This is a genomic window from Nitrospira tepida, assembly GCF_947241125.1.
GTDB classification, from domain to species: domain Bacteria; phylum Nitrospirota; class Nitrospiria; order Nitrospirales; family Nitrospiraceae; genus Nitrospira_G; species Nitrospira_G tepida.
The window spans coordinates 999287-1023139 of record NZ_OX365700.1 but is presented as its reverse complement, the minus strand read 5'-3'; the positions used below and the strand labels follow the sequence as shown (position 1 = coordinate 1023139).

At 61.6% G+C, this 23853-nt stretch carries 25 protein-coding genes; 7 read left to right on the top strand and 18 right to left on the bottom strand.

What is annotated here, in order from left to right:
* Positions 1–43: 43 nt before the first annotated feature.
* The 9 genes from QWI75_RS04860 to QWI75_RS04820 all read right to left on the bottom strand — a co-directional run bounded on the left by QWI75_RS04860 (position 44) and on the right by QWI75_RS04820 (position 7436).
* Complete coding sequence (locus tag QWI75_RS04860) at positions 44–229, bottom strand: hypothetical protein (RefSeq protein ID WP_289267568.1); 186 nt, start codon at positions 227–229, stop codon at positions 44–46.
* A gap of 191 nt (positions 230–420) precedes the next feature.
* The gene (locus QWI75_RS04855) at positions 421–642 is read right to left on the bottom strand and encodes a hypothetical protein (RefSeq protein ID WP_289267567.1); all 222 of its coding nucleotides are present in this window, start codon (positions 640–642) and stop codon (positions 421–423) included.
* 340 nt (positions 643–982) lie between these two features.
* Positions 983–1420, bottom strand: coding sequence for an Hsp20/alpha crystallin family protein (locus tag QWI75_RS04850; protein ID WP_289267566.1), 438 nt, complete (start codon positions 1418–1420; stop codon positions 983–985).
* A 301-nt stretch (positions 1421–1721) separates the two neighbouring features.
* Positions 1722–2726: a lysylphosphatidylglycerol synthase transmembrane domain-containing protein gene (locus tag QWI75_RS04845; RefSeq protein ID WP_289267565.1), complete on the bottom strand. Its 1005-nt coding sequence runs from the start codon at positions 2724–2726 to the stop codon at positions 1722–1724.
* On the bottom strand, positions 2716–4224 hold the full coding sequence (locus tag QWI75_RS04840; RefSeq protein WP_289267564.1) for a CDP-alcohol phosphatidyltransferase family protein: 1509 nt from the start codon (positions 4222–4224) through the stop codon (positions 2716–2718). The genes QWI75_RS04845 and QWI75_RS04840 overlap by 11 nt, the downstream gene beginning before the upstream one ends.
* A gap of 54 nt (positions 4225–4278) precedes the next feature.
* Complete coding sequence (locus QWI75_RS04835; RefSeq protein ID WP_289267563.1) at positions 4279–5001, bottom strand: phosphocholine cytidylyltransferase family protein; 723 nt, start codon at positions 4999–5001, stop codon at positions 4279–4281.
* Entirely contained in the window at positions 4998–6092 is a 1095-nt protein-coding gene (locus QWI75_RS04830; RefSeq protein WP_289267562.1) for a pyridoxal-phosphate-dependent aminotransferase family protein, read from the bottom strand. The genes QWI75_RS04835 and QWI75_RS04830 overlap by 4 nt, the downstream gene beginning before the upstream one ends.
* Before the next feature lie 118 nt (positions 6093–6210).
* On the bottom strand, positions 6211–6789 hold the full coding sequence (locus QWI75_RS04825; RefSeq protein WP_289267561.1) for a thiamine pyrophosphate-dependent enzyme: 579 nt from the start codon (positions 6787–6789) through the stop codon (positions 6211–6213).
* Positions 6790–6920: 131 nt separating this feature from the next.
* Positions 6921–7436, bottom strand: coding sequence for a thiamine pyrophosphate-binding protein (locus QWI75_RS04820; RefSeq protein WP_289267560.1), 516 nt, complete (start codon positions 7434–7436; stop codon positions 6921–6923).
* Positions 7437–7580: 144 nt separating this feature from the next.
* On the opposite strand from QWI75_RS04820, the gene QWI75_RS04815 reads away from it, so the two are divergent.
* From QWI75_RS04815 to QWI75_RS04805, 3 genes are all read left to right on the top strand, one after another.
* A complete protein-coding gene (locus tag QWI75_RS04815) occupies positions 7581–8108 on the top strand; it encodes a hypothetical protein (RefSeq protein WP_289267559.1) in 528 nt (175 codons plus the stop codon).
* 23 nt (positions 8109–8131) lie between these two features.
* On the top strand, positions 8132–8692 hold the full coding sequence (locus tag QWI75_RS04810; RefSeq protein WP_289267558.1) for a hypothetical protein: 561 nt from the start codon (positions 8132–8134) through the stop codon (positions 8690–8692).
* 85 nt (positions 8693–8777) lie between these two features.
* Complete coding sequence (locus QWI75_RS04805) at positions 8778–10457, top strand: isocitrate lyase/phosphoenolpyruvate mutase family protein (protein ID WP_289267557.1); 1680 nt, start codon at positions 8778–8780, stop codon at positions 10455–10457.
* Positions 10458–10547: 90 nt separating this feature from the next.
* Here the strand turns inward: QWI75_RS04805 and QWI75_RS04800 are convergent, their stop codons facing one another.
* Positions 10548–11138 (bottom strand): YbhB/YbcL family Raf kinase inhibitor-like protein, encoded by a 591-nt coding sequence (locus QWI75_RS04800; RefSeq protein ID WP_289267556.1) that lies wholly within the window; start codon positions 11136–11138, stop codon positions 10548–10550.
* A 253-nt stretch (positions 11139–11391) separates the two neighbouring features.
* On the opposite strand from QWI75_RS04800, the gene QWI75_RS04795 reads away from it, so the two are divergent.
* From QWI75_RS04795 to QWI75_RS04785, 3 genes are all read left to right on the top strand, one after another.
* Entirely contained in the window at positions 11392–12087 is a 696-nt protein-coding gene (locus tag QWI75_RS04795) for a TetR/AcrR family transcriptional regulator (protein ID WP_289267555.1), read from the top strand.
* Positions 12084–13286 carry an efflux RND transporter periplasmic adaptor subunit gene (locus QWI75_RS04790; RefSeq protein ID WP_289267554.1) on the top strand — a complete coding sequence of 401 codons (1203 nt, stop codon included), beginning with the start codon at positions 12084–12086 and terminating at the stop codon, positions 13284–13286. The genes QWI75_RS04795 and QWI75_RS04790 overlap by 4 nt, the downstream gene beginning before the upstream one ends.
* A gap of 75 nt (positions 13287–13361) precedes the next feature.
* The gene (locus tag QWI75_RS04785; RefSeq protein ID WP_289267553.1) at positions 13362–16595 is read left to right on the top strand and encodes an efflux RND transporter permease subunit; all 3234 of its coding nucleotides are present in this window, start codon (positions 13362–13364) and stop codon (positions 16593–16595) included.
* 34 nt (positions 16596–16629) lie between these two features.
* Here the strand turns inward: QWI75_RS04785 and QWI75_RS04780 are convergent, their stop codons facing one another.
* Positions 16630–16965 carry an SCP2 sterol-binding domain-containing protein gene (locus QWI75_RS04780; RefSeq protein WP_289267552.1) on the bottom strand — a complete coding sequence of 112 codons (336 nt, stop codon included), beginning with the start codon at positions 16963–16965 and terminating at the stop codon, positions 16630–16632.
* Between the two features lie 99 nt (positions 16966–17064).
* Here QWI75_RS04780 and QWI75_RS04775 point away from each other — a divergent pair, with 99 nt between their 5' ends.
* Positions 17065–17286: a hypothetical protein gene (locus QWI75_RS04775; protein WP_289267551.1), complete on the top strand. Its 222-nt coding sequence runs from the start codon at positions 17065–17067 to the stop codon at positions 17284–17286.
* On the opposite strand, the gene QWI75_RS04770 is transcribed toward QWI75_RS04775, so the two are convergent.
* From QWI75_RS04770 to QWI75_RS04740, 7 genes are all read right to left on the bottom strand, one after another.
* A complete protein-coding gene (locus QWI75_RS04770; protein WP_289267550.1) occupies positions 17283–18008 on the bottom strand; it encodes an FAD-binding oxidoreductase in 726 nt (241 codons plus the stop codon). The genes QWI75_RS04775 and QWI75_RS04770 overlap by 4 nt on opposite strands.
* Before the next feature lie 24 nt (positions 18009–18032).
* On the bottom strand, positions 18033–18662 hold the full coding sequence (locus QWI75_RS04765) for a nitroreductase family protein (protein WP_289267549.1): 630 nt from the start codon (positions 18660–18662) through the stop codon (positions 18033–18035).
* 39 nt (positions 18663–18701) lie between these two features.
* Positions 18702–19493 carry a chlorite dismutase family protein gene (locus QWI75_RS04760; protein ID WP_289267548.1) on the bottom strand — a complete coding sequence of 264 codons (792 nt, stop codon included), beginning with the start codon at positions 19491–19493 and terminating at the stop codon, positions 18702–18704.
* Between the two features lie 11 nt (positions 19494–19504).
* Positions 19505–19891, bottom strand: coding sequence for a DUF1499 domain-containing protein (locus tag QWI75_RS04755; protein ID WP_289267547.1), 387 nt, complete (start codon positions 19889–19891; stop codon positions 19505–19507).
* A 191-nt stretch (positions 19892–20082) separates the two neighbouring features.
* A complete protein-coding gene (gene mrtJ, locus QWI75_RS04750; RefSeq protein ID WP_289267546.1) occupies positions 20083–20472 on the bottom strand; it encodes a JDVT-CTERM system glutamic-type intramembrane protease MrtJ in 390 nt (129 codons plus the stop codon).
* Positions 20473–20677: 205 nt separating this feature from the next.
* Complete coding sequence (locus QWI75_RS04745) at positions 20678–22945, bottom strand: S8 family serine peptidase (protein ID WP_289267545.1); 2268 nt, start codon at positions 22943–22945, stop codon at positions 20678–20680.
* 34 nt (positions 22946–22979) lie between these two features.
* Complete coding sequence (locus QWI75_RS04740) at positions 22980–23252, bottom strand: S8 family serine peptidase (RefSeq protein ID WP_441946976.1); 273 nt, start codon at positions 23250–23252, stop codon at positions 22980–22982.
* Positions 23253–23853 lie beyond the last annotated feature (601 nt).

Sequence of the window (23853 nt, the reverse complement as noted above, 5' to 3'; positions counted from 1 at the left end):
CAGACGGCCCGCCCCCTTGCCCTGATCAGCCGATGAAACGGCCTCACGCCGCCTTGCGCACCGGGATGTCAGCCGGCGCTGACTGACGGTGGGATGACTCATGAGAGGTGGACACGGTGCTGGACCCGGAGACGGACTCCGAGGATAACAACCCCACTCCCGTCATCAGCACCGCCAGACACCCCATCAGGACAAGACCCGCATCAATGACCGAACTCATATCCATCATCGTGTTCACCTCCTTTCTCGAGAAACCCCAACGTCCCATGAAAGTCGCCGGCGCCTGCGCATAGACCGGCACATCGCAGCCTGTGCCGCGTGGGTGCCAACCCGACGACCGGAGGCGACCGGACATCGCGGCGGCCACGGAACAAGAAGGTTGCCCTGATGCCCTGCCTCGCTCGCCTCGCTGGGCCGACTTCAAAACAATCCGTGGGCCCACGGTCTAGCCGCTTGATCCAGTTCGTCGCGAACGTGCCCTTGGGCCGAAGGCCCCTCTGCTCCGGCCGGCCATAGTTTTTTCAGACAGGCCAATGACAGGGCTTCTTGCAACACCTTCGGATCTCCCTGCGCTTGGTTGCCGGCGCCAGTGGACCAGCTCTTCCACGTTTTGATCCGTTCTGTCCATTTCGCACCGTTCATCGTGCTCCCCTTCCCACTCGACTCAATACGGCTCCGGCCGCAATGCCGATGCCGGAGCGCGGCATAGGCGGACCCGTCGCGCCTTCCTCGTTCGGAAAGCGGAGCCGGTCGCCCCGACACGCCGAACCGCCGATCAGGCATATGGAGTTGATCGGCTTGTCTTGGTTGATCGGAAATCACCCTCTCGACTCGCCCCGCGGGTAAGAAGGCCTCACCGACGGTGGAAATCGATGAGGCCTCACGGAAGACCGGTCACCCAGAGGCGGGAGGGCGAGGGCGCATAAGAACCTGAGGTCACCCGTTCGGCACCTTGCGATCGAGTCACCGAACCGGGCGGCCCTTACTCGGCCGCGATCGCAATGCGCCTGGGCTTGGCCTCTTCCAGCTTGGGGAACGTGATCGTCAACAATCCGTTCTTATGAGAGGCTGACGCCTTGTTGTGATCGATAAAGGTCGGCAGCCGGAAACTCCGCACGAACTGATCGCCGGTGACTTCCCACACATGCACGGTCCGGCCCGGCGTCTCCTCGTCCTTCCGCTCGCCCTTCACGGTGAGCACCCGGTTTTCGACTTCGATCGACACGTCCTTGGCCTCCCACCCCGGCAGCGCCACCTGCACATAGAACCCGTGATCGTCCTCCCAGGCATTGCATGCCGGCGCCCAGGCAGTCCGTGCCATGCCGAAGGAGCGTACCGCTTCATCGAACATCCGGTCGATTTGCCGATCGAAGGATTCCTGACCGATCGACGACATCAATGCGGGCAGATACGTGGTCATAGCTCTCCTCCTCCTCTCACCAGAGAGGTCATCGATAGGTTAAGGTTGACGGTGATGGATTGGGGGCTAGGCCTGGGACGAGCCGGGGCCGCACCGGCCGCCGCTGCTCTTCCAGATTCCTACCCGGTCCCTCTCCATCTGGTCCAGCATCAGCATCGACCCGGTAAATAAATCGGTCCGCTTGGAAGTCAAGAGGGAGACCGCTCGTGGCCTGGTGAGCACTCTAAGATATTGAGAATTTGGCAATATTTCGCACATGGATTCCCACCGAACCTCAGACCACCGATTCTCCCAACCAGCATCAACGCGGCTGTTCACCTTGGGGGACAGCGGCCCGTCCATCCAACAGGGCCAGACAGAGGAGCCCGATGCCGATCCAGACGATCTCGCGGAACCGCCGCAACAACGCGAAGGTGATGCCGGCCACGTCGCTGTAGCCGAACGCAGTAACCAACAATAGGTTCCCGCCGTCCTGCGCTCCCAGGCTTCCGGGGATGAAGAAGGTGCCACCTTTGATAAAGGCCGACAGGGCGCCGATCGCCAACGAGGCGAGCGCCGTCACCGGCACCCCCAGGCAGACCAGCATCACGTACACCTCCAAGGCCTCGGCAAGCCAGCCGCCGAAATAGAGTCCGGTGGAGAGCAGAAAGTTCCGGCGGTCCTGACCATAGAAATTCAGGATCGTCCGGTCCAGCTCCTGGAGCTTGCTCTCCCGCGCTTCGAGATAGGCCACCCGAAGATTCGCGCGCCGCAGCAAGCCGAGCGCGCCGGTGAACAGGCCCCAGCGCTGCACCGCCACGAAGCCGGCGACGCCGAACGCCAGCACGCCGGCGCTGACGATGGACGCCATTACCATCTGCCCGGAGGACCCTTCCGATCCGAGTAACCAGAACGCAACCACCAACCCCAGCAGGATGAACAGCACCTGAGCAATCGTCATGAAGGTTTTGGCCAGCACGACCGACGCCAGGCCGTCGACGAGCGGCACCTGCGCACGTTTAAGCAGGTAGGCCTTGAGCGGCTCGCCGCCGATATAGGCGGTCGGGGTGGTCATGTTGACGACTTCGCCGGCCGTCCGGATGGCCAGCAGGCGCGGAAACGAGACGGCGCCGGCATAGGCCCCCATCGTCAGTTTCCAGCCGTAGGCCTCGAGCAGGTACATGACCAGTGACGGGATCAGCACCAGCAGAAGGCCGAACGGCCCGACCTGCGAAGCGGCATCCAGAATGCGAGCCGGCCCGATGTGCCAGACGAGGGCCGTCAGGGTGAGGGCCCCGACGGCGAGGAGGAGAATCTTAAGCCACACGAGGGGAGCGGGCCGAGAAGACCAGCCAGATGAGCACCAGACCGAAGAGGGTTGATCCGATCACCGCGAGGAGAAGGAACCAATCCAGCCGGCCGATCGCGGCAAAGAGCAGCACGACCATCGAAAAATCGCGCGTCGCGATGTTCTTGAGGAGAAAATCTGTCCATTTCCAACGGGCGGTCGAGGCCCCGGCCGGCGCCCCAGGATGCGCCGCCAGCCTCGTGACCAACCAGCAGGCCAGCGCGTTGAAGATCACCGCCACTGCGCCGAGCGCCAGGTACAGCCACGCCTGCTCGCTCGCGGCATGCGCTTGGTAGGCGCCGTAGGCGATGCCGGCAAAGACCGCCATGTGCACGACGTTGTCCAGCACGAGATCCAGCTTGGCGCCCAACGGCGACTCGGTGAAGGTCAGCCTCGCCACCTCGCCGTCGCAACAGTCGATCACGGCAGCCAACTGAAACAACAGCGCCCCCAGCAACCCGGCTGCGTATGTTCCCATCCCGAAGCAGGCCGCGCCGGCCAGCCCGATCAGGGTCGCCGCCACCGTGATGGCGTTGGGGCTCAGTTTCAGTTTCAAGAAGAGCTTGGTGAAGAACGGCGACAGTTTCCGGTTGAAGTATCGATCGACGATCCCTTCGAAATGACCCTTGAGGGAGCGATAGAGATCCCGCTCGACCGCCGAGGCGTCTCCGGCGTCATGAACGTCCCTGGCCCAGAGGTTCGCGTCCGGGGCCGCTTCAACGATCCGGATGCGCCGTTCCGCCGCAGCGAGCTCGACAAGCCGCGACAGGAGCGGGTCGCCCTCCGCCCGCTGCTCCTCTCCGGATTGCGCGAGCAGGGAATCCGCGAGCGGCTGGCCCTTGGAGAACAGGCCGGCCGGCAGGACCATCAACTCCGCCGCAAGGCGGCCGGTGAAACCCTCCTGCGCCCCCCGTTCCCCTCCCAACCCGATGGCCGCCAATCGAGCGAGCCGATCCCGCTTGGTCGGCACCGCGCGATCAACGCGACCGGCGCGATCCGATTGACCGGGCCCGATCCGACGACGGTCCTCCGGCTGCAACACGAGCGTGAGGTCCTCGATCGGCCCCTGGCCGCGCAACGTTTCGATGAGGTTTCGGGAGAATGCGGCTTGCGGCCCGATCACGAGACAGGCGCCCTTGGCGTCGGCCGCGAGCGTCTCCCACGTCCGCGGGTCGTCGAGGGGAAACTCCCTGACCGGAATCCAGCGGATTCCCGCCGTGATCGGCGGCCCGTCGCGCACGACGGCCTTGAGCGTCTCCGCTTCGTCTCCCGCCAACACGAAAATCTGGTTTACGCCGGCCCGCTGGAGGGTCAGGAGGCCGCGCTGAAAGATCGTCACGCCGGCGATCCTGGTGAGCGGGCTGATTCCGGTGTGCACCGAAACGGGCGTGGGCGTGAAGACGTTGCGCGCCGTCAGCAGGATCGCGGAGGTCAGCTCGCGGGTCTGGGCAAATCGTTGCAGCGCACTCTGACTCATCGTTCCGTACCCGAGGTCGGCCTGTCTGTCGGCACTCTAGCGCGACCGAATGGGTTAGTCCAGCTTCGGGAGGATTTCCCGTTCGGCGCGAGTTACGTCCTCCGGGAAATCGATCTCGGTCCAGGGCAACCCGCCTATTTTTTCATGGCCCACGCGGACCTGATCAAAAAATTCGAGCAGCCCGTCTTCATATTCCATGTCCCAGGCTCCCCGGTCAATATGAGCCCGCAGCGAGCCCACCAGGCGCTCCGCGTCCGGCCGGCCGACTTTGAGAAAGCCGACGCCTTCTCCGGCATAATCATAGACGGAGGGCATCCGTTTCGTCAGCGCGACCACCCGCCCGCCCCGCACCACCACCATGCACTCCTCCCCCCGCTGAACGACCGTCTCGTCCATCAGCAGGCAGTTCTGGTGGGGAGAGCGGATCAGCCGCTTCATGATCTCCCGATGATACAGCACGTCTGCATCCATCACCACCGCATCGTCGTCGAACTCCCCTCGCGCGAGCCACAGAGAGGAGATGCTCCCGCGGTGATACTGGTCGTTGACGAGGTAGGTCAGATCGACGCCGGCATAGGTCGTGCCGACCGCGTTTCGGATCATGTCCTGCTTGTAGCCGACCACCAGCGCGGCCCGCTGCACCCCCTGGGAAGCCAGGTGCTCCAGGTGCCGAACCAGGAGGCTTTTGCCGCCGAACTCGATCAGGCATTTGGGCCGGTGCTGCGTGAGGTCCCAGAGCCGCTTGCCGATGCCGGCGGCGAGGATGATGGCCTTCAACGAGACACCGCCGCCTGTTCCAGTACCTCTTGAAAGGCAGCCAAAAACCCTTCCAAATCCTGCGCCGACAAGGCCCCCATGTTGGCCACGCGGAAAATCTTGGACTCGAGCTGCCCCTGACCGGCATAGATCACGTAGCCCCGCTCTTTGAGGCGGTCGTGCAACAGCTCGTAGCTGAGGCCCTCCGGCAGGTAATAGGCGGTGAGCGTATTCGACTGAAACTCCGCCGGCACGACCGGCTTGAGGCCCAGCGTCTTCATCCGGTCGCGAATCAGTTTGGCGGCCCGCTTATACCGCTCGATCCGTTTTGCCACCCCTTCCTCCAACAGTTCGGATAAGGCCTCATCGAACGCGTAATAAACCTGCACGGCGGGGGTGAAGGGCACCGTCGCCCGCCCTTCCTCGTCCAAATAATGGGGCAGGTGCAGGTACCAGGATTTCCGGGGGTAGCTCCGCATCCGCTGCAAAAAGCCGCGCCGGATGAGAACGAACGACACGCCCGGGAACCCTTGGATGCACTTCCCCGAGGTCCCGGCCACCAGATAGATGTGGGAGCCGGCGATATCCAGCGGATCGCCGGCCAGGCTGCTGACGGCGTCCAGCATGAACACGCGGTTCTGGCTGTCCACCACGTCGGCGATTTCCTTCGCCGGATTGATCAGTCCCAGCGTCGTTTCATGATGCACCATCCCCACCAGGTGGACTTCCTGATGCTGGCGAAGGGCGAGCCGCACGACTTCAGGATCGGGGCGCTTCCCCCACTCGAGCTTCAAATCCGGGATGCCCATCCGGTGGGTGAGCGTCATCTGCGACATGCGCTCGCCGTAGACGCCGTTGTTGATGACCAGGGAGCGCTTCCCCTGCGGCAGGGACGACATCAACGCCGCCTCCACCGCCGAGGTCCCGGACCCCGTGATGACGGCCGCGGTGTAGTCCTGTTCCGCGCCGGGCACAAAGGCCTTCAACAGCTTGTCTTGAATGCGATGCAGCAGGTCGGCGAACTCGCGTTCGCGGTGGCAGATATCCGGCCGATGCAAGGCCTGCCGGACCCGTTCGGACACGTTGACTGGACCGGGATTGAGTAGAATCATTGGACCTCGTGAAGCGTTATTCGTGAATCGTGAACCGAATCAAGAACGGCCAACCCGTTCCGCCGCATTTTTTCCGCACAACGATTCACGTTTCACGAATAACGATGTACGTCGTACGTTACTCGATGGCTTTCTTGAACCGTTGCGTAATGACGGGCGGGTCGTGCATGACCCGCCCGACGTCCTCCACCCATTCGTTGACCTTCACCAACAAGAAGCTGGGCCCGTCCTTGGCGAGCATCTCCTTGAACTCGTACACCAGATCTTCGCGCTCGATCACCCGCTCGACGTTGACATAGCCCGCGGCCTTGGCCACCTGATCCAGCCGGACCACCCGCGAATAGGTCGGCTGGTTGCCCGTGCTGCCGTAGACTTCATTGTCGAACACGACATGGAGGAAATTCTTGGGCTTGGTCGCGCCCACCGTCGCGAGCGTCCCCATGCCCATCAGGACGTTGCCGTCGCCGTCGAACACAACGACCTTCTTCTGAGGCTTCGAGAGCGCCACGCCCAGCCCGATGGCCGCCGCCACGCCCATCGATCCGATCATATAGAAATGCGTGGGCCGGTCGGCGATCTTGAACGCCTCCCGCGAGGGGAAGCCGTTACAGATGATGACGGGCTGATCGGTCAGCAGCCCCAGCAAGGCCTCCATCGCCCGCGCCCGGCTCTGCATCGTCCCTTCTTCAGGTTTCATGTCACTGTCTCCCCATCAGTACTCGTCAAGCGTCAATCGCCATTCGCCAAACGTCAACCGTAGACCTTCTGCTTTTGTTACACTCCGATGCAATTGACGATTGACGGGTGACGAATGACGGTTTCACCCGCTCACGGATGCAAACTCTTGATCACGCCCTTCTTGATGATCAGGGCCAGGGGAATTCGCTGCTTCATGAACGTCTCGGCCGTCCAGCGGAGATCTTCTTTGATGGTGCCGGCCGACAGCGTGCGGTGGGGAATCTTCATCAAATCCAACAACTGCGGCATCGTTTGCCCCATCACGAGATGCTCCGGGGCATCCTTCCCCTGAAAGCCGCGCCACGACACGATCAACACGCAGGGCTGCTGATAAATAAGATTCAACGAGATCAGCGTATTGAGCGAGGTCCCGAGCCCGGAATTCTGCATCAGGACCGCCGGGACCTTCCCCGCCATATAGGCCCCCGCCGCCATCGCCAGGGCTTCGTCCTCCCGCGTGGCCGGCACGTACAGGCGCCGCTCCATCAAGGTTTCGATGATCCCGCCGAGAATGGAGTCCGGCACGCCGGTGAAAAAGTCGATCCCGATTTCTTGGAGCGCCTCGACGAAGACATCGCTCTCGATCATCTGATTGCCGTCGCTCATATCCCCTCGCCGTCGGTAAAGAAACCGGATTATAGCCAAGCCCTTTCACGATTCTCAATCGTTAAGCGCGCCGGCCCATCACAGACTTTCCATGCGCCATGGCGGTCCGTTGCGCCGATCGGGCCGACCGTGCTAGCGTTCGCCATGCCACAGGCTCCGCGCACATGGGTCCGGGGAACGGTGGCTCTCGCGGGCTTCATCCTGCTCGCCGGCCAGCCCGCCGCCGCCTCGGAGATGACCAACGACCCCGGCAGCTTTCTCGGCATCCGGTGGGGCGATTCGCTGGCCAGCCGATTGGATCTGCAACAGACCTATTCGGGCAAGGACGTCGCGGATTATCAACTCACGAACGGTCCCGCCAAGTTGGGAGCCATCCCGGTCGGCAGCATCACGTTGACCACCTGGCAAGATCAGTTCGCCCGTGCGACCATCCGCTACCGGGGAGACGACACTCATAAACAGGTGATGGCCTACCTGCAGGAGCAATATGGCGCCCTGGACAGGACTCCGGGGCAGATGATCCGCGGACTCAACCAGCAATTCAATTGGAGAGGGCCGCAGACGGAGATCAACGTCACCTACGAAGCGCAGAGCGGGCGCGGGTTCGTCTTCATCGAAAGCCGCGTCCTGTCTCCCCGATTCAACGATGCGTTGACCGATTCGGCCGAGTAACCCGCCTGTCGAAGGAGGTCGGCGTGCTGCACCGCAACGTCCATCCGCGATCGTCCCGCCTATGGTGCATGGGCGCGGGCGTGGGCGCGGCGCTGGCCGCCTGGCTTTCCTGCTCCACCGCGCATGCGGTCCCCATGACCAACGACCCTCGTGATTTCGAGGGCATCCCCTGGGGCGCCGAGTTGAAGGAATCGGACGATTTCCAAGCCGTCGATCGCTCGCCCCGCATGGTGACCTACGAAAGGAAACCCGGGCCGCCTCCGTTCGGCGGGCAAATCGTCGAGTCGATGAAGTTCGTCGCCATCGACGGAAAATTCGCCCGCGTCACCATCCGGTATCAGAGCCTGGAGGCGCACAGGGGCATCGTCGCCTATCTCGAAGCGCGGTTCGGCGCATTGGACCGGACGCCGGGACAGATCGCGAACATCTCGATCCAGACGCTCAACTGGAAGGGGCCGGAGACCGACATCATGCTGACCTATAACCCGCAGACCCAGCAGGGCATCATCTTTTACGAAAGCCAGAGCTTGGCCCAACGGTTCTATCCCGTCGAGCGGGGAAGCGACTCCGCGCCCCGCAATTGACGGCCTCGAGGTCGACCGGCTTGCGTCCCCGCGAGCTGTCATGGATATTGACAATGCCCCGCGTCTTCCGTAATAGTGCAGCTCCATGCACCCCGCAGCGAAACTACGCGCTCTGCTCAAACAACCCGGCATCATCAAGGCCGTCGGCGCTCAAGACGCGCTGAGCGCCAAATTGATCGAACGCGCCGGCTTCGACGCCATCTGGGCCAGCGGCTTCGCGATCTCCGCGTCCTTGAAATGCATTCCCGACGCGAGCTTCATCACGTCGAGCGAACAGCTTGAGGTGGAGCGCAACATCGCCGAGGCCGTCTCGATTCCGATCATCGCCGACTGCGACACGGGCTACGGCAACGCCTTGAACGTGATGCGCACGGTGAACGACCGGGAGCGGGCGGGCGTCGCCGCCATCTGCATCGAAGACAACGTCTATCCCAAACGTTGCAGTTTCTACGCGGGGGTCCGGCGGGAACTCATCCCGATCGAAGAACATTGCGGAAAGATTCAGGCCGCCAAGGCCGCCCAGACGGTCCCGGAATTCGTCGTCATTGCGAGAACCGAAGCGCTCATTGCGGGGTGGGGACAGGATGAGGCCTTGAAGCGCGCACAAGCCTACGCCGACGCCGGCGCCGACGCCGTGCTGATCCATTCCAAATCCCCCACGTTCGACGAGCTCCGGACGGTCGCGAAACGCTGGTCGGGGAAGGTCCCGCTCGTGGTGGTCCCGACGATCTTCGACGGCGTCACGGCGGCGGAGTTGGAAGAGGCGGGGTTCAAGATCGTGATCTATGCGAATCAGATGGTGCGGGCCAGCATCAGGGCCATGTGCGACGCGCTTGACGTGATCAAGCAGGACACGCGCCCGGGCTCGGTCAACGACCGAATCGTCAAGCTGAAGGAAGTCTACGAGATCGTCGGCGTCCCGCAAATGGAGGAAGACGAAAAGAAGTTCCTCCCGGTGGGCAGCGAAAAGATCACGGCGATCATCCCCGCGGCCGGGTTCGAGAAACACCTGCTGCCGCTGATCGAGGACCGGCCCAAGTGCCTGCTGGACATCAAGGGCAAGACGATCCTGGAGCGGCAGGTCGCAGCCTTGAACGACTGCGACATCAAGGAGATCGCGCTGATCCGGGGCTACAAAAAAGAAGCGATCGCGCTCCCGAACATCCGTTACTACGACAACGACCGTTACGAGGAAACGGGGGAGCTTTTCTCGCTCTTCTGCGCCGAGCACGAAATGCGCGGGCGGACCATCGTCCTGTACGGCGACATCATCTTCGACCGGGCGATCCTGGAAAAGTTGCTCAAGAGCCCCGCGGATATTTCGCTGGTGGTGGACTTGGCCTGGTACGATCACCAACAGCAGGGGGCCAGGGCGCCGCACCTCAATCCCGACCTCGTGACGTTCGAGCAGGCGCCAGGCCGCAGCTACCTGTCGCGCTTCGTGATGCCGGAAGAAGACCACCGGATCGTCAAAATCGGACAGCATGTGTCGCATGAACAGGCCCATGCGGAGTTTATCGGCATGGCGATGTTTTCGGAGAAGGGCGTTCAGGCGATGACCGGTTTGTACCGCGGCCTGTTGGCATCCCGCGCCGACCGGCCGTTCCATGAAGCGCCGAGTCTGGCCAAAGCCTCCTTCACGGATATGATTCAGGAACTCATCGACGCGGGCCACAGTGTCCAGGCCGTGCCGATCTTCAAAGGCTGGATGGAGGTCGATTCCTTCGAGGAGTACCAGAAGGCCTGGGCCAACCTGCGCCAGTAGCAACAGGCTGTTGAAAAGGCCCGCCCTCGCCGCTTATTTCCGATTCGCCAGCAGCATCCTCTTCACGCCGCGGCCAATTCTTCCTCCAGGCTATCGAGCATAGATCCCGGTCAGGGTCGCCTTGCCCAATCGGTTCGCGTTGATCATGAACCCGACCAGCGCCGCGGTGGCATCGGCCGGCACATCCAGCTTGTCGACCTTGAGCGCGTGGACCGTGAAGATGTACCGGTGCTTGCCATGCCCAACCGGCGGGCAGGGACCTCCGTATCCGACCGTCCCGAAATCCGTCCTGCCTTGGACGGCGCCGGGCGGGAGTTGCGGCGAGTCGGCGCTGCCCGCACCGGTCTTCAGCTCCGTGACATCGGCTGGAATGTTGTAGACCACCCAATGCCACCAGCCGCTCCCGGTCGGCGCGTCCGGATCATAGGCCGTGATCGCGAAACTCTTGGTCCCCTCCGGAGCCCCGGTCCAGCTTAAGGCGGGTGAAAGATTCCCTCCCTCGCAGCCGAATCCCCTGTAGACATGTTTCAGGCTGATCTTCGTGTTCGGCACGATGTCGAGGCTGGTCAGCGTGAACCCGCTTTTCTCTTTCTCTTTACCCTTCCCCTTCTCTTTGGCAAAAGCCGAAACCGGCAACAGAAGCACGCAGGCCAACAGACCGATGAGCATCCTGCTCGACATAGGCATCTCCTTGTGTGATCTTACGACCTGAAATGTGAACGGGATCGCTTGTGACGCTCCACATGATGGCCGACGTAAAACTACAGACTGTCTCCGCAACTGTCAATGCCGGTCTGACGATCACGGGGCCGGAGAAAGGGCTCCCGTCATCGGTGCATCCCGCAGTTTCGATGGCGCTCCCCCCTTTCCGCCAAATCTTGTCGCGGGACAGGACCGCGTGCTAGGCTTTCAGGTGAGTGAGCACTCACTTACCGTGACCAGGACCGCCACCAGACCTCGCAAGGCACCGGCTCGCGACAACGGCAACGGCCGTGCGTCGGCGCAAGACCGGCAGGCCAGTCTGATCGGCGCGGCAGCCTCCCTGTTCGCCGCCAAAGGCTTCAGCGGAACCACTACTAAGGATATTGCCAGGGCGGCGGGGGTCAGCGAAGCGCTCCTCTTCAAACATTTTCCCACCAAGCGGGCGCTCTACAGCGCGATCCTCGCCGAGAAGGCCCAGTATTCGGAATTGCGCGCCGCGCTGGAGCAGGCCGTGGCGGACCGGGACGACGAGCGCCTCTTCACCCTGCTGGCCGGTTTTCGCATCCGCAAGGGGGCGGACCCTACGATGTTGCGCCTGCTCCTGTTCAGCGCCCTGGAAGGCCACGAACTGTCTTCCATGTTTTTCCGGCAACAGTACCGCGTGTTCTACGATCTCCTCGCCGGATACATCAGCCGGCGGATTGCCGACGGCGCCTTCCGTGCCGTCGACCCCCAACTAACCGCCCGGGCCTTCTTCGGCATCATCGTGCATCACCGGTTCCTGCACGATATCCTCGGCATCCCGCTGCACCTGACGCATGAAGAGGTCGTGCGGGAATATGTCTTGTTGTTTCTGAGCGGTCTCGCGCGCGACAGGCCCGCGCGTGAAAAGAGCACCGCTGAAAGGAATGCCGTTCCCTCCCCATGAGCCGCCTCACGCGCCATCCCATCGTCGTGCTCGGGGTGATCATCTTCGTCACGGTCCTGGGCCTGGTCGTGTTCAGGCTCAGCACCGGGGCCAAGCCGGACCCGCGCAAGGGCCGGACCATCACGGTGGGGACGACCACCCCGACCAGAGGCGCCGTCGATCTCCGACTGAGTTATACCGCGGACATCACTCCGAACCAGACCGTACAGATCTTCTCCCGCGTCGACGGGTATATCGCCAAGCTGCATGTGGACAAGGGCGACTTCGTCAAAGCCAACCAGTTGCTGATCGAGATCGACCATACGGATTACGTCCATGCTGTCAACCAAGCCAAGGCCAACCTGGCCGCCGCGCGCGCCAAGGTGACCCAGCAGCGGGCTTCGGTGCACAATGCGAAGCTGACTCTGGACCGCATGAATGCGCTCATTAGGGATCAATTCGTGTCTCAGCAGGACTTGGACACGGCCCAGGTCAATTACGACGCCGCCATTGCGCTGATGGAATCGTTGGAGGCGCAGGTCAAACAGATGGAGGTGGCCTTGCAGCAGGCGGAGACCAACCTGGCCTATTCCTATATCCGCGCGCCCTTTGCCGGCTATGTGGCCGAACGGAACCTCGACCCGGGCGCCTACGTGACCGGCTCGACCGCCAGTACCTCGACCATGTCGCGGGGCATCCTCAGCCTGCATGAGATCGCCACGGTCCGCACGATGATCGAGGTCGTCGAGAAGGACGTGCCGTTGATCAAGATCGGCCAGCCGGCCGAAGTCAGGGCGGAGGCCTACCCCGACCGGGTCTTCCACGGCACCGTGACCCGCGTGGTCCAGGCGCTGAACCGCAACACCCGCACGATGACAGTGGAGGTGGACCTGCCCAACCCCGACCTCGCCCTCAAGGGCGGGATGTTCGCGCGGGTGGAGGTGATCGTGGGGCAGCATGCCGATGCGATCCAGATCCCGCTCGACGCGGTCACTAGGTTGGAGGAGTTGCAATATGTCTACGTCGTCCAGGGCAGCAAGGCCCATCGGATCACGGTCGAGTTGGGCGCCCGGAACGGCAACCGGATCGAAATTACCAAGGGCCTGGCCGGCGACGAAGAGGTCATCGTCTCGGGGAAGGATCTCGTCCACGAGGACACGCCGGTGCAGGCGCAACCGCTTGAGGACGTCAATCGTCAATCGCTAACTCGTCAATCGTGAACGCGCCCTCGAAACGGATTCGGCTGGATCAAAATCGCTTGACGCCTGACGCATGACGAATCACGACTTGCAGCTATGTGGCTGACCCTCCTCGCCCTCCGCAACCGCATCGGCTTCCTGATGCTCTCGCTGGCCATGGTCGTGCTCGGCGCCGTGTCGCTTCAGCGCCTCCCGGTCGATCTGTTCCCGAACATCCAGGTGCCGGTCGTGTTCGTGGGCGTGGTCTATAAAGGTGCGCCGCCGATCGACATCGAAAAGAGCGTCGTCTACCAGATTGAAAAGGCGGTCAGCTCCGCCTCCAACGTCGAGCACGTGGAGTCCTTCGCCAAGTATGGGATCGGCGCCGTGCAGGTCTGGTTCAACTGGGGCGCCGACATTAACGTCGGCCAGATGGAGGTCATGCAGCGGATCACCCAGATCCTGAACCAGTTGCCGCCTGGCGTGCTGCAACCCTTCGTCGTCAAGTTCGACGTCTCCAACATTCCCGTGGCGTTCGTGACGGTCTCCAGCGACAACCTCGACGAGCGCGCGCTCTACGACCTGGCGTTCAACACCATCGCGCCACAGATCGAGCAGATCAACAACGTCGCGGCGGCGACGGTCGAAGGGGGCAAGATCCGCCAGCTTAACATCAACCTCGACCCCGGCCTCCTCCACGCGCGCGGCCTCTCGATCTTGGACGTCGTCAACGCGGTCAAGGCGTCGAATTTGATCCTGCCCTCGGGCGATCTCAAAGCTGGCAACCTTGATTACAACGTCTTCACCAACAACCAGTTCAAGTCGGCGGAGCCGATCAACGACGTGATCGTCAAGCTCGATCCTCGCGGCAATCCCGTGCGGGTGCGGGACCTGGGGACCGTCACCGACTCTTCCGACATTCAAACCAATGTCGTCCGGACCGACGGGAACCGCGCCGTGTACCTCCGCGTCAACAAGCAGCCGATCGCCAACACGGTCGAGGTCGTGGACAGCCTCCGCGCCCAGTTGACCAAGATGATCGGCATTCCCCCCGGGGTGCAACTCGGGATCTCCTTCGACCAATCCGTCTACATCCGCCAATCCATCGCGAACCTGGCCGAGCAGGCGCTGCACGGCTCGGTCTTGGCGGCGGCCGTCATCCTGGTCTTCCTGCGCAACCTGACGGCGACCCTCATTGTGTCGGTGGCGATTCCCCTCTCGATCATGGTGACGTTCGTCGTCATGTACTTCTCGGGCCAGACCCTGAACATCTTCACGCTGGGCGGGTTGGCTCTGGGGATCGGCCGGCTGGTGGACGACTCGATCGTGGAGTTGGAAAACATCCAACGGCATTTGAACCAGACCCCGAACCGCTGGATGGCGATCCTCGAAGCCGCCCGCGAAGTGGCCATGCCGATCTTCGCCTCGACCGTCACGACCGTCGTGGTCTTCCTCCCGATCTTCTTCGTGGTCGGGATCGCCAAGCTGCTGCTCGTGCCCCTGACCGTCACCATTGCAATCTCGCTGTTCACCTCCTTCTTCGTCTCCCGGACCATCACGCCCGCCCTCTGCTACAAATTCCTGAAGCCTGAAGGCCCCGGAGCCGGAGGGCCCGCTGGCTCATGGGTACGCTTCAAGGACTGGTCCCGGCGCAAGTATGAGTCGCTGGACGCCGGTTACCAGGCCAGTCTGACGTGGGTCCTCCGCCACAGGACGCCGGTTCTGCTGGCGGTCGTCGCGTTCTTCTGCGCGTCCCTATTGTTGGTGCCCCTCATCGGCTCGGAATTCATCTCGGTGACGGATGAAAGCCAGTTCCGCATCGTCGTGCGCGCGCCGGTCGGCCAACGGGTGGAAAAGACGGAACAGCAGGTCGCGGAAATCGAGCGGGTCCTCCGCGAGCAGATCCGGCCCGGCGAACTGGAGACGATCGTATCGAGCACGGGCATCCTCCAACAGGGGCGCGCCTCCCTCTTCAACCCCAATACCGGCCCCCATACCTCCTTGATCCAGGTCTATCTCGTCCCGCCGGACCGCCGCGCCCGCTCGCAGGTCCAGATCATGAACGACGTCCGTCCGAAGGTGCTGAAGCTCTTTCCCGGCGTCGCGATGTTCTTCGACCCGGGCGGAATCGTCAAACGCGTGACCAGCTTCGGCTCGCAGAAGGCGGTGGATGTCGAGGTCTACGGCTACGAATTCGACAAGGCTCGAAAGGTCATCAAGCAGGTCGAGTCGATCATGCACGAGATCGGCGACGGGCGGTGGCTGGCGGACATCGAAGTCAGCCGGGAAGAGAACTACCCGGAACTGGATATCGACGTGGATCGGGAAAAGGCGGCGTTGCTCGGCATCAGCGAGGCCGACGTGGCCAATACCGTGCTCTATTCCTTGAACGGCAACGGCCAGACGGACCCGATCATCTTCACCGACCCGGAGACCGGCAACGAGTACTACATCAGCGCCTGGCTGGACGAGCGGTTCCGCGCAGACCTCGCCGATCTGGAGAACCTGCTGCTGACCACCAAGGCAGGGGAACCCGTGCTGCTCAAGAACCTTGCCTCGATCCGGTTCAACTCCGGCCCGGTGAAGATCGAGCGCAAGTACTTCCAGCGGGTCATCCACATCACCGCCAACCCGATCCATCAGGACCTGGGAGCCATCGCGCAGGCCTTGGAAGAGAAATTCGTCGAGCTGCAACTGCCGCCCGGCTTTACCGTGAGATTGGCGGGCCAGATTCAGCAGCAGCGCGAAACCTTCGCGGGCCTGTGGTTCGCGTCGATCCTGGCGCTCCTGCTCGTGTACATGGTCATGGCCGCGCAGTTCAAATCGCTGATCGACCCGTTCATCATCATGTTCTCGGTGCCGATGGGGTTTCCCGGCGTGATCCTCATGCTGTTCCTCACCAAGACCACGATCTCCACGACTTCGTTCATGGGCGTGATCATGATGCTTGGGATCGTGGTTTCCAACGGCGTCCTGCTGGTGGACTACACGAACGTGCTCCGCCGGCGAGGGACGGCCCTGCGCGAGGCCGTGGTCTGCGCCGCCCGCACCAGGCTGCGGCCGATCCTGATGACGTCGCTCGCCACGGTCTTCGGGCTGCTGCCGATGGCGCTCGTATGGGGCACGGGCGGCGAAACCAACGCGCCGCTGGCCCGTTCCGTGATCGGCGGCCTCAGCGTCTCGACGGTCCTGACGTTGTTCTTGATTCCGCTGCTTTATTTGATCTTGGAAGAACGGTTCCCCCGCCGGATGCGGGAAGAGCCCGGAGAGGAAACGGATGCCGGAGGAACAGCCAGGCGGCCGGATCAACAGCCGATTCCGCAGCCGTCGCCGGCCGGGGACATCCAGTGAATCAACGGCCGGAGACCGGCGGATATCCGATGGCTCACGATGTCTTGACGGAGGGGAACAGGGCTTTCAATTGAAGGGCCAATCCGATGTCGCCGCTGACGCTCAGCCGGCCGCTCATGGCCATCGCCTGGCCGGATAAGTTTCCGTTCAACAATCCCAGGGCATCGGCGCCGCTCATGGCCAAGGTCACGTGCGGATCCGGGTGGCTCCCTTCCGCCACGGAACAGGTCCCGTCGTCAATCATCAGATAATAGCGGCCGCCGCCCGGGTCGCTGAGATCAAATTGATAGACGGCCGTGACGCCTTCCGCCGCCTCGGCATCGAGCTTGCCGGGGAGTTGGTTCAGAATATCCCGGATGGTTTGCGGCACAATGGCTCGGCACTTTACGCGAGACCCGCCGCTCTGTCCAGCGCGATGTTGAACCGGCTTCGTTGACAAACTTCCGGACGCTCAGGGACAATACAGCCCATGTCGCAAGCCCCCACGCAACAGCCTCAAGCCTCCCCCTCCACCGACGCCTCGCTGCCCGACCGGCTCTGCACCTGGTGCAAGGTGCCGATGCGCAAGCGCCTGGTCGCGGGCGGCAAGTTCCTCCACTACACCTGCCCGAAATGCGTCTTCCAACATACCGTCGCGTGGTCGCAACCGGAACCTGGAAGCCATCCTCCCCAGACAGGAACAGGGCACTAACCCGCATCCGGCTCCCCGTCGTACCACTTCTCGCGGTAGATGGGGCATAGGCCCTTGGCGTTCAGCGCCGCCGTCACCTCCTTGATCATGCCCCCGTTGCCGCAGAGATATACGGCCAGGTTGGCCACCGACTGAATCTGCTCGGTGACGAGGCCGGTGACCCGCCCGACCGATCCGGTCCAGCCCGGTTCGGGCTTGGAGAGGGTCGTCACGAACCGGAAGTGGCTATAGGTCTTGGAGAGATCGGCCAACTCCTGCTGATAGTACAGATCCCGCTGGCTCCGCAATCCCCAGAAGAGCGTGATGGCGCGGGGGCTCCCCTGCTCCAACTTCGTCCAGATCATCGCGCGCAGCGGCGCGATGCCCGTGCCCGTGGCGACAAACAAGAGGTCGCGCGTGCCGTCGTCCTTCAGGCGGAAGGTGCCGGCCGGGCCCTTGAAATGCACCCGATCTCCTCCCTTCAACGAGAACAGATAGGTCGACCCTGGGCCATGGTCGACACGGTTGAACACCAAGGTGATGCGATCGGGCCGGCTGGGCGGAGACGCGATCGAATAGGCCCTCGTGACCGGCCTGGGCTTGCCCTCGACCGCGATATCAAAGGAGATGAACTGACCCGGCTGAAAGTCGATGGCGGTCGGTTCCAGCAACCGCAACTCGATCTCCCGCACGTCATGCGTGAGGTTGGTGATGCGATCCACTTCTGCGACAAACGTTTGCATATGCAACACACTCCATAAGATTCCTCACCGTACCATCGGCACCGCCTCCGACGCCACCGCCGCCGGCTCGCCCCATCGTCCGGCGAAGACCAGCCGGCTGAGCGGTTCGCGCTCGCGAGGCGCCAGCTCGCGCAGGCGCTGCCGGTCCGGCAACGTCGCAGGGTCCCCTTGATAGCCGATCGCGATGGCTGTCACCGGCTCGAAGCCGTCGGGAATGCCGAACTCGGTCCTCGCCTTGTCCGGGAAAAATCCCGCCATTTGATGGATCACGAGACCCAGCGCCGTGGCTTGGATCGCCATGCCGGCCACGGCCTGTCCGACGTCATAGAGGGCATGCCGGTTGGGCTCGCCGTCATCCGAGAAGGTCAGCCTCGCCACCGACAGCATGAGCACGGGAGCCCGTCTCGCCCACGCCTGGTTCGATTCCTTCAGACAACCCAGCAACCGCGCAAGGTCATCCGGGTGCTCACGGGTCGCCAGGATAAAGCGCCACGGCTGCTCGTTGTTCGAGGAGGCGGCCCAGCGCGCCGCTTCGAAAAGACTGCCGACTTTCTCTGGCTCCACGGGACGGTCGGCAAAGGCGCGGGGACTCCACCGTCTCCGAATCAGCTCATGAACGGGGAACGTGGTCTCCGCCGGTTTCGCCGGCAACATCGAAACTGTCTCCTCTCCGCCTACCATGGCTCATGCTCCCTATCGTGCAAAGACCTCCGCGAGGTCCCCGACCGTGCAAACGGTGCCCAGGAGGATCGGATGGCCGAACCGCCGGTTGTGCCGGTTCTCCTTGATCCGCTCCAGCGCCAGAATCAGATTGTGAAAGTCGTCCAGCCTTGCCGTCTCGAAATAGGTGATGAAGTCCAGATCGTCGAGCCCGCTCGCATGGTAGAGCTTCCGCTTCACGGTCTTGAGGTATGGCGTCGTGACCTGCGCATGTTCCTGCATCATCTCCAATCGCGCCGCCTGCGGCTGGTTCCACCAATCCGCGTCTTTTCTGATCGGCACCACGATTGCGTAGGGTTTCGGTCCCGGATCGGGGGGCGTCTTCATCGCCGCCTTGAGGTCGTCGGAGAAACCGGGCACATAGTTCGCCGGCTTGGTGATCCCGTGAAATGTGTAGACGTTATGGAGATACCGCCCGAGCGACGTGGCCAGGAAATCCAGCACCAGGTGTTGATGGCGGGCAAGATCGGTCGAGTGCAGGCGCAGCATCAGATCGGCCCGGTCGGACAGGCCCCGCAAAAGATACAGATCCGCGACCACCTGCTCGCCATGCTTGTCGAGCACCCCCTTGATCTCCTCGCCGACCTTCGCCCGCGCCTCACGGTCCAGCCGCCACCAGGCATCATCAACCGCAAAGACCGCGAAGGTGCCGAACACCCCCGGGTCTGACAGAAGCTTCTCCCGATCCGCCGCCTGCGCCGTGGCCGATAGACCGACGAGAAACACCAGCAGGAGCGAGAGCCCTGTCGCCTGAAGCATCCGCATACAATTCCCCCTTATCTCTTTCCGTTGAGCAGCCGCCGGATCTCCTCCATCCGGTTCCGGTTCACGCCGAAATCGCTGTAGCCGGTCCTGGAGGCCGAACGGAAGTGGATCGTTTTCGTTTCGTCGTCGAACAGGAACTCCACGTCGTCCACGAAACGAAAGATCCGACTCGTAAATTCCACGTGCAGATAGATCTCGTCTTCCTTGACGATCCGCGCCCCTCGTTGAGCGACAATCACCTCTTTCAGCCGGCGCCTGGCTTCATCGAGGCTGCCGCGGTAGCGATAGGGCTCGATCCGGTGGCGATCCGACGTGCTGAGTGTGCTGACGCAGTTGGGGCTGCTCGGACAGGGAGCTAGCCGTTGAAGCGCCCGGCTTGATTCATTCGTTCCGGCCATATTGTTGACCTCGTCCGACAGACCCGCTCCTATTCTTGGTTTAGCCATACGGCTGAACCGGCATCCGGCTTAGTTTCCTGTCATTCGATCTCCACATGCAAGCCAGAAAATCAGGCCGCGGCCACTATCGCGCACCCGATGCTTTGATTCATTCGCTGCAGAATCAGGCCACCGGAGGGACCACACAGGGACTATTTCATGGAGTAACCCTGGAGCGCACCGCCACCGGCGAGAAGAAAATAGCCTACATTATAGAAAACATGCAGCGCTATTGGAGGATACACGGAGTCATAGCGCTCTCGGAGAATACCAAAGGCCAGAGAAGGAGCAAGTACGAGGATGGACCAAACCAGTAAATGGCTCGCCATATGGGCCAATGAGAACGCCACGGACGTTACCAGATTGGCGAGGCTCAAATATCCCAACCTTTTCTGTCCCCACGCGGTATGAAGCAAGCAACCCTGGATGACACCACGGAACAGCAGTTCCTCAATCACAGGCTGCCAGAAGACGAGCGAGAGTAAGGCAGGTGACCATACTTGGAACCAAGGCAGAGGTTGAAGCTGGACGAATCCTGCCATGAGAGTCCATACGACCGGACCCAAGGCCAGGAATAACCAGAAGAGAGAGTCCCGGTAGAAGGTGGCGTTGGTGTGAAGACCTAGTAACGCAGACGCCTGCCTAGAGGGATGAATCATCAGATTGTCAAAAGACAGCGGGCTGCACCCCAACCGTTCGGGTTGAGGTACAGCCCACACTCTAGCACTTCTTGAGCCCCCGGTCAGTTCAGTTTCTCGTGCGCCTCGCTCTCCATAACCAGGCTGCCAAGGCCGCGATCAACAATGCTGGCAATAAGGCGTCTCCGGTCCCTCCTGGCATAAGCACGCAACCACCCCCGCCGCCATCGCTCGGCGGCGGAGCGATATTAAAGGTCGCGGTTACCGTCGAGTTCGTCGTGAGCGAACATGCTCCAGCTCCGCCGCAACTTCCGCTCCACCCCGCGAAGACAGACCCGGGACTGGGCGCCGCACTAAGTATCACCGTACCACCCTGGGGGAACTGCCCATTGCAGGTCACGCCACAATCGATTCCGGATGGATTCGAGGTCACCGTGCCGGTTCCGGTGCCCACCTTGTTGACCGTGACCGTGAAATTTGCCACAACGCTGGCCAAGGCAGCACGGGCGTTGATCCGCCCACCGGTTGAGACCTTTCCACTCAGTGCTGCCTTGCGATCCACTGTGTTGAGGATCGCATTCTTCAGTTGCGTCACGGTCAAATTCGGGTTGGCCGAGAGTAACAATCCGGCCAGTCCTGCCACGTGCGGGGTGGCCATCGAAGTACCCTGTAGGAACTGGTAGTCCGTTGAACCGGAAGGCGCTCCTGCAACACAGGCGATGCGGACATTGTCCACATACACGCCGTCAAAGACGACGCTCTCATCCGAGACGAATCGAAGGCGAAATCGTGAACTGACCACACCATCCGCGATATCACCCCAGGTGAATCCAACAAATTGGGCATTGGTACTTCCCGATACTGCATTGATGGTCTGCCAGGTCGTTCCGCTGTTTCGAGACGTCTCCACTAGAACACCGTCAAGGTCCGGCTCCGTTTGTAGGCGGACACGGCTATCAAACCGACACCCTCGCTGTCCCGCGGTGCTGAACACAGGCCCGATGACGAACGAATTGGTGTTGTTTAGATAGTTGCCCGCAGGACTGTCTGCCAAGCTGTTTGGGGAGCTGAACGAGGCAGCACTCGTGAAGCCCCAGGTATTATTGGTTCCCCCAGAGGTATAGCCGAGCGCGGTTGGGTTGGAATCAAAGCTATGGAAGAGCACGTTCGTAACGTTTGACGTGGGCTTCGTGCTGTTGATTCTGACTCCCGGCGCTGCCACCTGGACCGTGGTGGACCCGAAATTAGAAAAGCTCGCCAATTGATCATTCTGGTCCGTAGCCGCTACGGCGATCACGTTTGCCAGGGCGGCCTTCTGCTGCCCGCCACACACGGAGGGAGCGCTGAAATTTGCGGGGAAGCTGGGGACGCTGTCATTGTCCTCTCCGTCATTGCCTGCCGCTGCAACAAAGAGCACCCCTGCAGCATTCGCGGCACTAACTGCATCATATTCAGCAAGACTGCAATCAGGTCCACCGTAACTCGCATTGATCACCCGCGCACCTTTGGCGACGGCGTACTGAACCGCGCTCACAATGGCGAAGGTGGGTAGACCACCCACTCCCCCAGCTTTCAAGGCCATCAATCTCGCGGTCCACATGACCCCCGTCACTCCGGTTCCATTGTTCCCTGCTCCCGCGATGGTTCCCGCGACATGAGTACCATGCCCTGGGTTCCCATCAGGATTATTGAAGTCAACAGGGTCCATCGGGTCGCTGTCGTTCATAGAGAAGTCCCAGCCCCTAACGTCGTCCACCAGCCCATTTCCATCGTCATCGACTCCATTCCCAGGGATTTCTCCTGGGTTTGTCCAGATATTCGGACCGAGGTCTGGATGATCATAAGCAATACCCGAATCGATGACGGCGACAGTCACATTCGGGCTTCCCGTGTTGATATCCCAGGCTTCCGGCGCGTCGATGTCCGCATCTGCCGTTCCGGCTGTTCCATTCACATCTTGACCGGTGTTGTGAAGGCCCCATAACGTGCCGAACTGAGCGTCGTTGGGCATCGCCTTCAACCAATGCAGATAGTTTGGTTCGGCATATTCGACAGCGGGATGACTTCGGTACTTCGAGACAGCTTCCTCAACTGACAGGGCTCCTTCCAATTTGTACTGGTGAATTACCCCGGCATTCACCGATAGCACGCTGACTTCTTGGGCACCCACATCCATATTCAAGGACTTGATAGCCGACGAGGACGCCTCGTCCCGGAACTTAACAAGCACTTCTCCGGGCACAAATTTCGCCGGTTGGTGTGCTTCGCCTGATAAGGCCGTCATCCCATCCAAAGGTTTCTTCTGCCCCGCCTGGATCACCTCACCCCCCAGAATAAGCCCGAATAACAACGCCAGAATACTAGCCAGCCCCAGCACGACCCACCAATGCTTTGCTGGGCTCTCCGGCAGCTTACTTCTGCATTTCATGGAGATAATTGGGCTCCGCATACTCGACCTCCTGGTATGAAGTGAGCTGCTTGATCGTAGATTCCACCGACCGGTCGTCCAAGATCCTGACGTGAAAGAGGCGTCCTTTTTGGATCTCGGCGATCATTTCCAGGTGATTGTCTTTCAGCAGGAACGCAATCTGTTCTTGCGAGATCCCAACCTTGAATTTCACCAATACTTCCTGCGGGACGAACCGCGGCGCCGAAGATCTGGGCGAGTTTCCCGAGGTACTCATCGTGATAGGGTCTCGGCTCGTCGCGTCACAGGAGGCGGAGAGGCAGACGCCCGACACACACATCATGAACGTGACGAGCTGTACCGCACTGCGAGATGGAACAGCTAGACATGCCATCGCCACCTCCTGGAATGTGGCCAATCATGCGCTCCCAGCCAAATGGCAGGGGTAGTACTTATAGAGCTACGGCCCTAATGCGTAAATACCTCTTTCGTGCGGGTGCACCTCAGAGCGCCCGCTTGTAAATCGACTCCGTCCACGAGAAGCACAAGGAGAAGCACAAGAGCAACGTGTTCTCAAAATAGGACCATTTATGCCGCTAACCACTCCCTATTGGCGAGTCTCGCCGTCTGCTGACAATGTATGGTCATGGGCGTCATGAATACTCAAACGCCCTTCTGTACAGGTAAGTTCTAGCCTTTTGACCTTACACTTGACGAAGGGCGCACTGCGCTCCTTGAAATACGTCCATAAGGATCAGCATCATCCATGGTCCGGCAGGGGCCCATAGCGCCTTCGGTCCGCACAAGATTGTTGGGAGTGATGATGGGATGGACTTCCGCAGAAATGCGGACCGGCTAATCAGGCATTTTAAACAGGC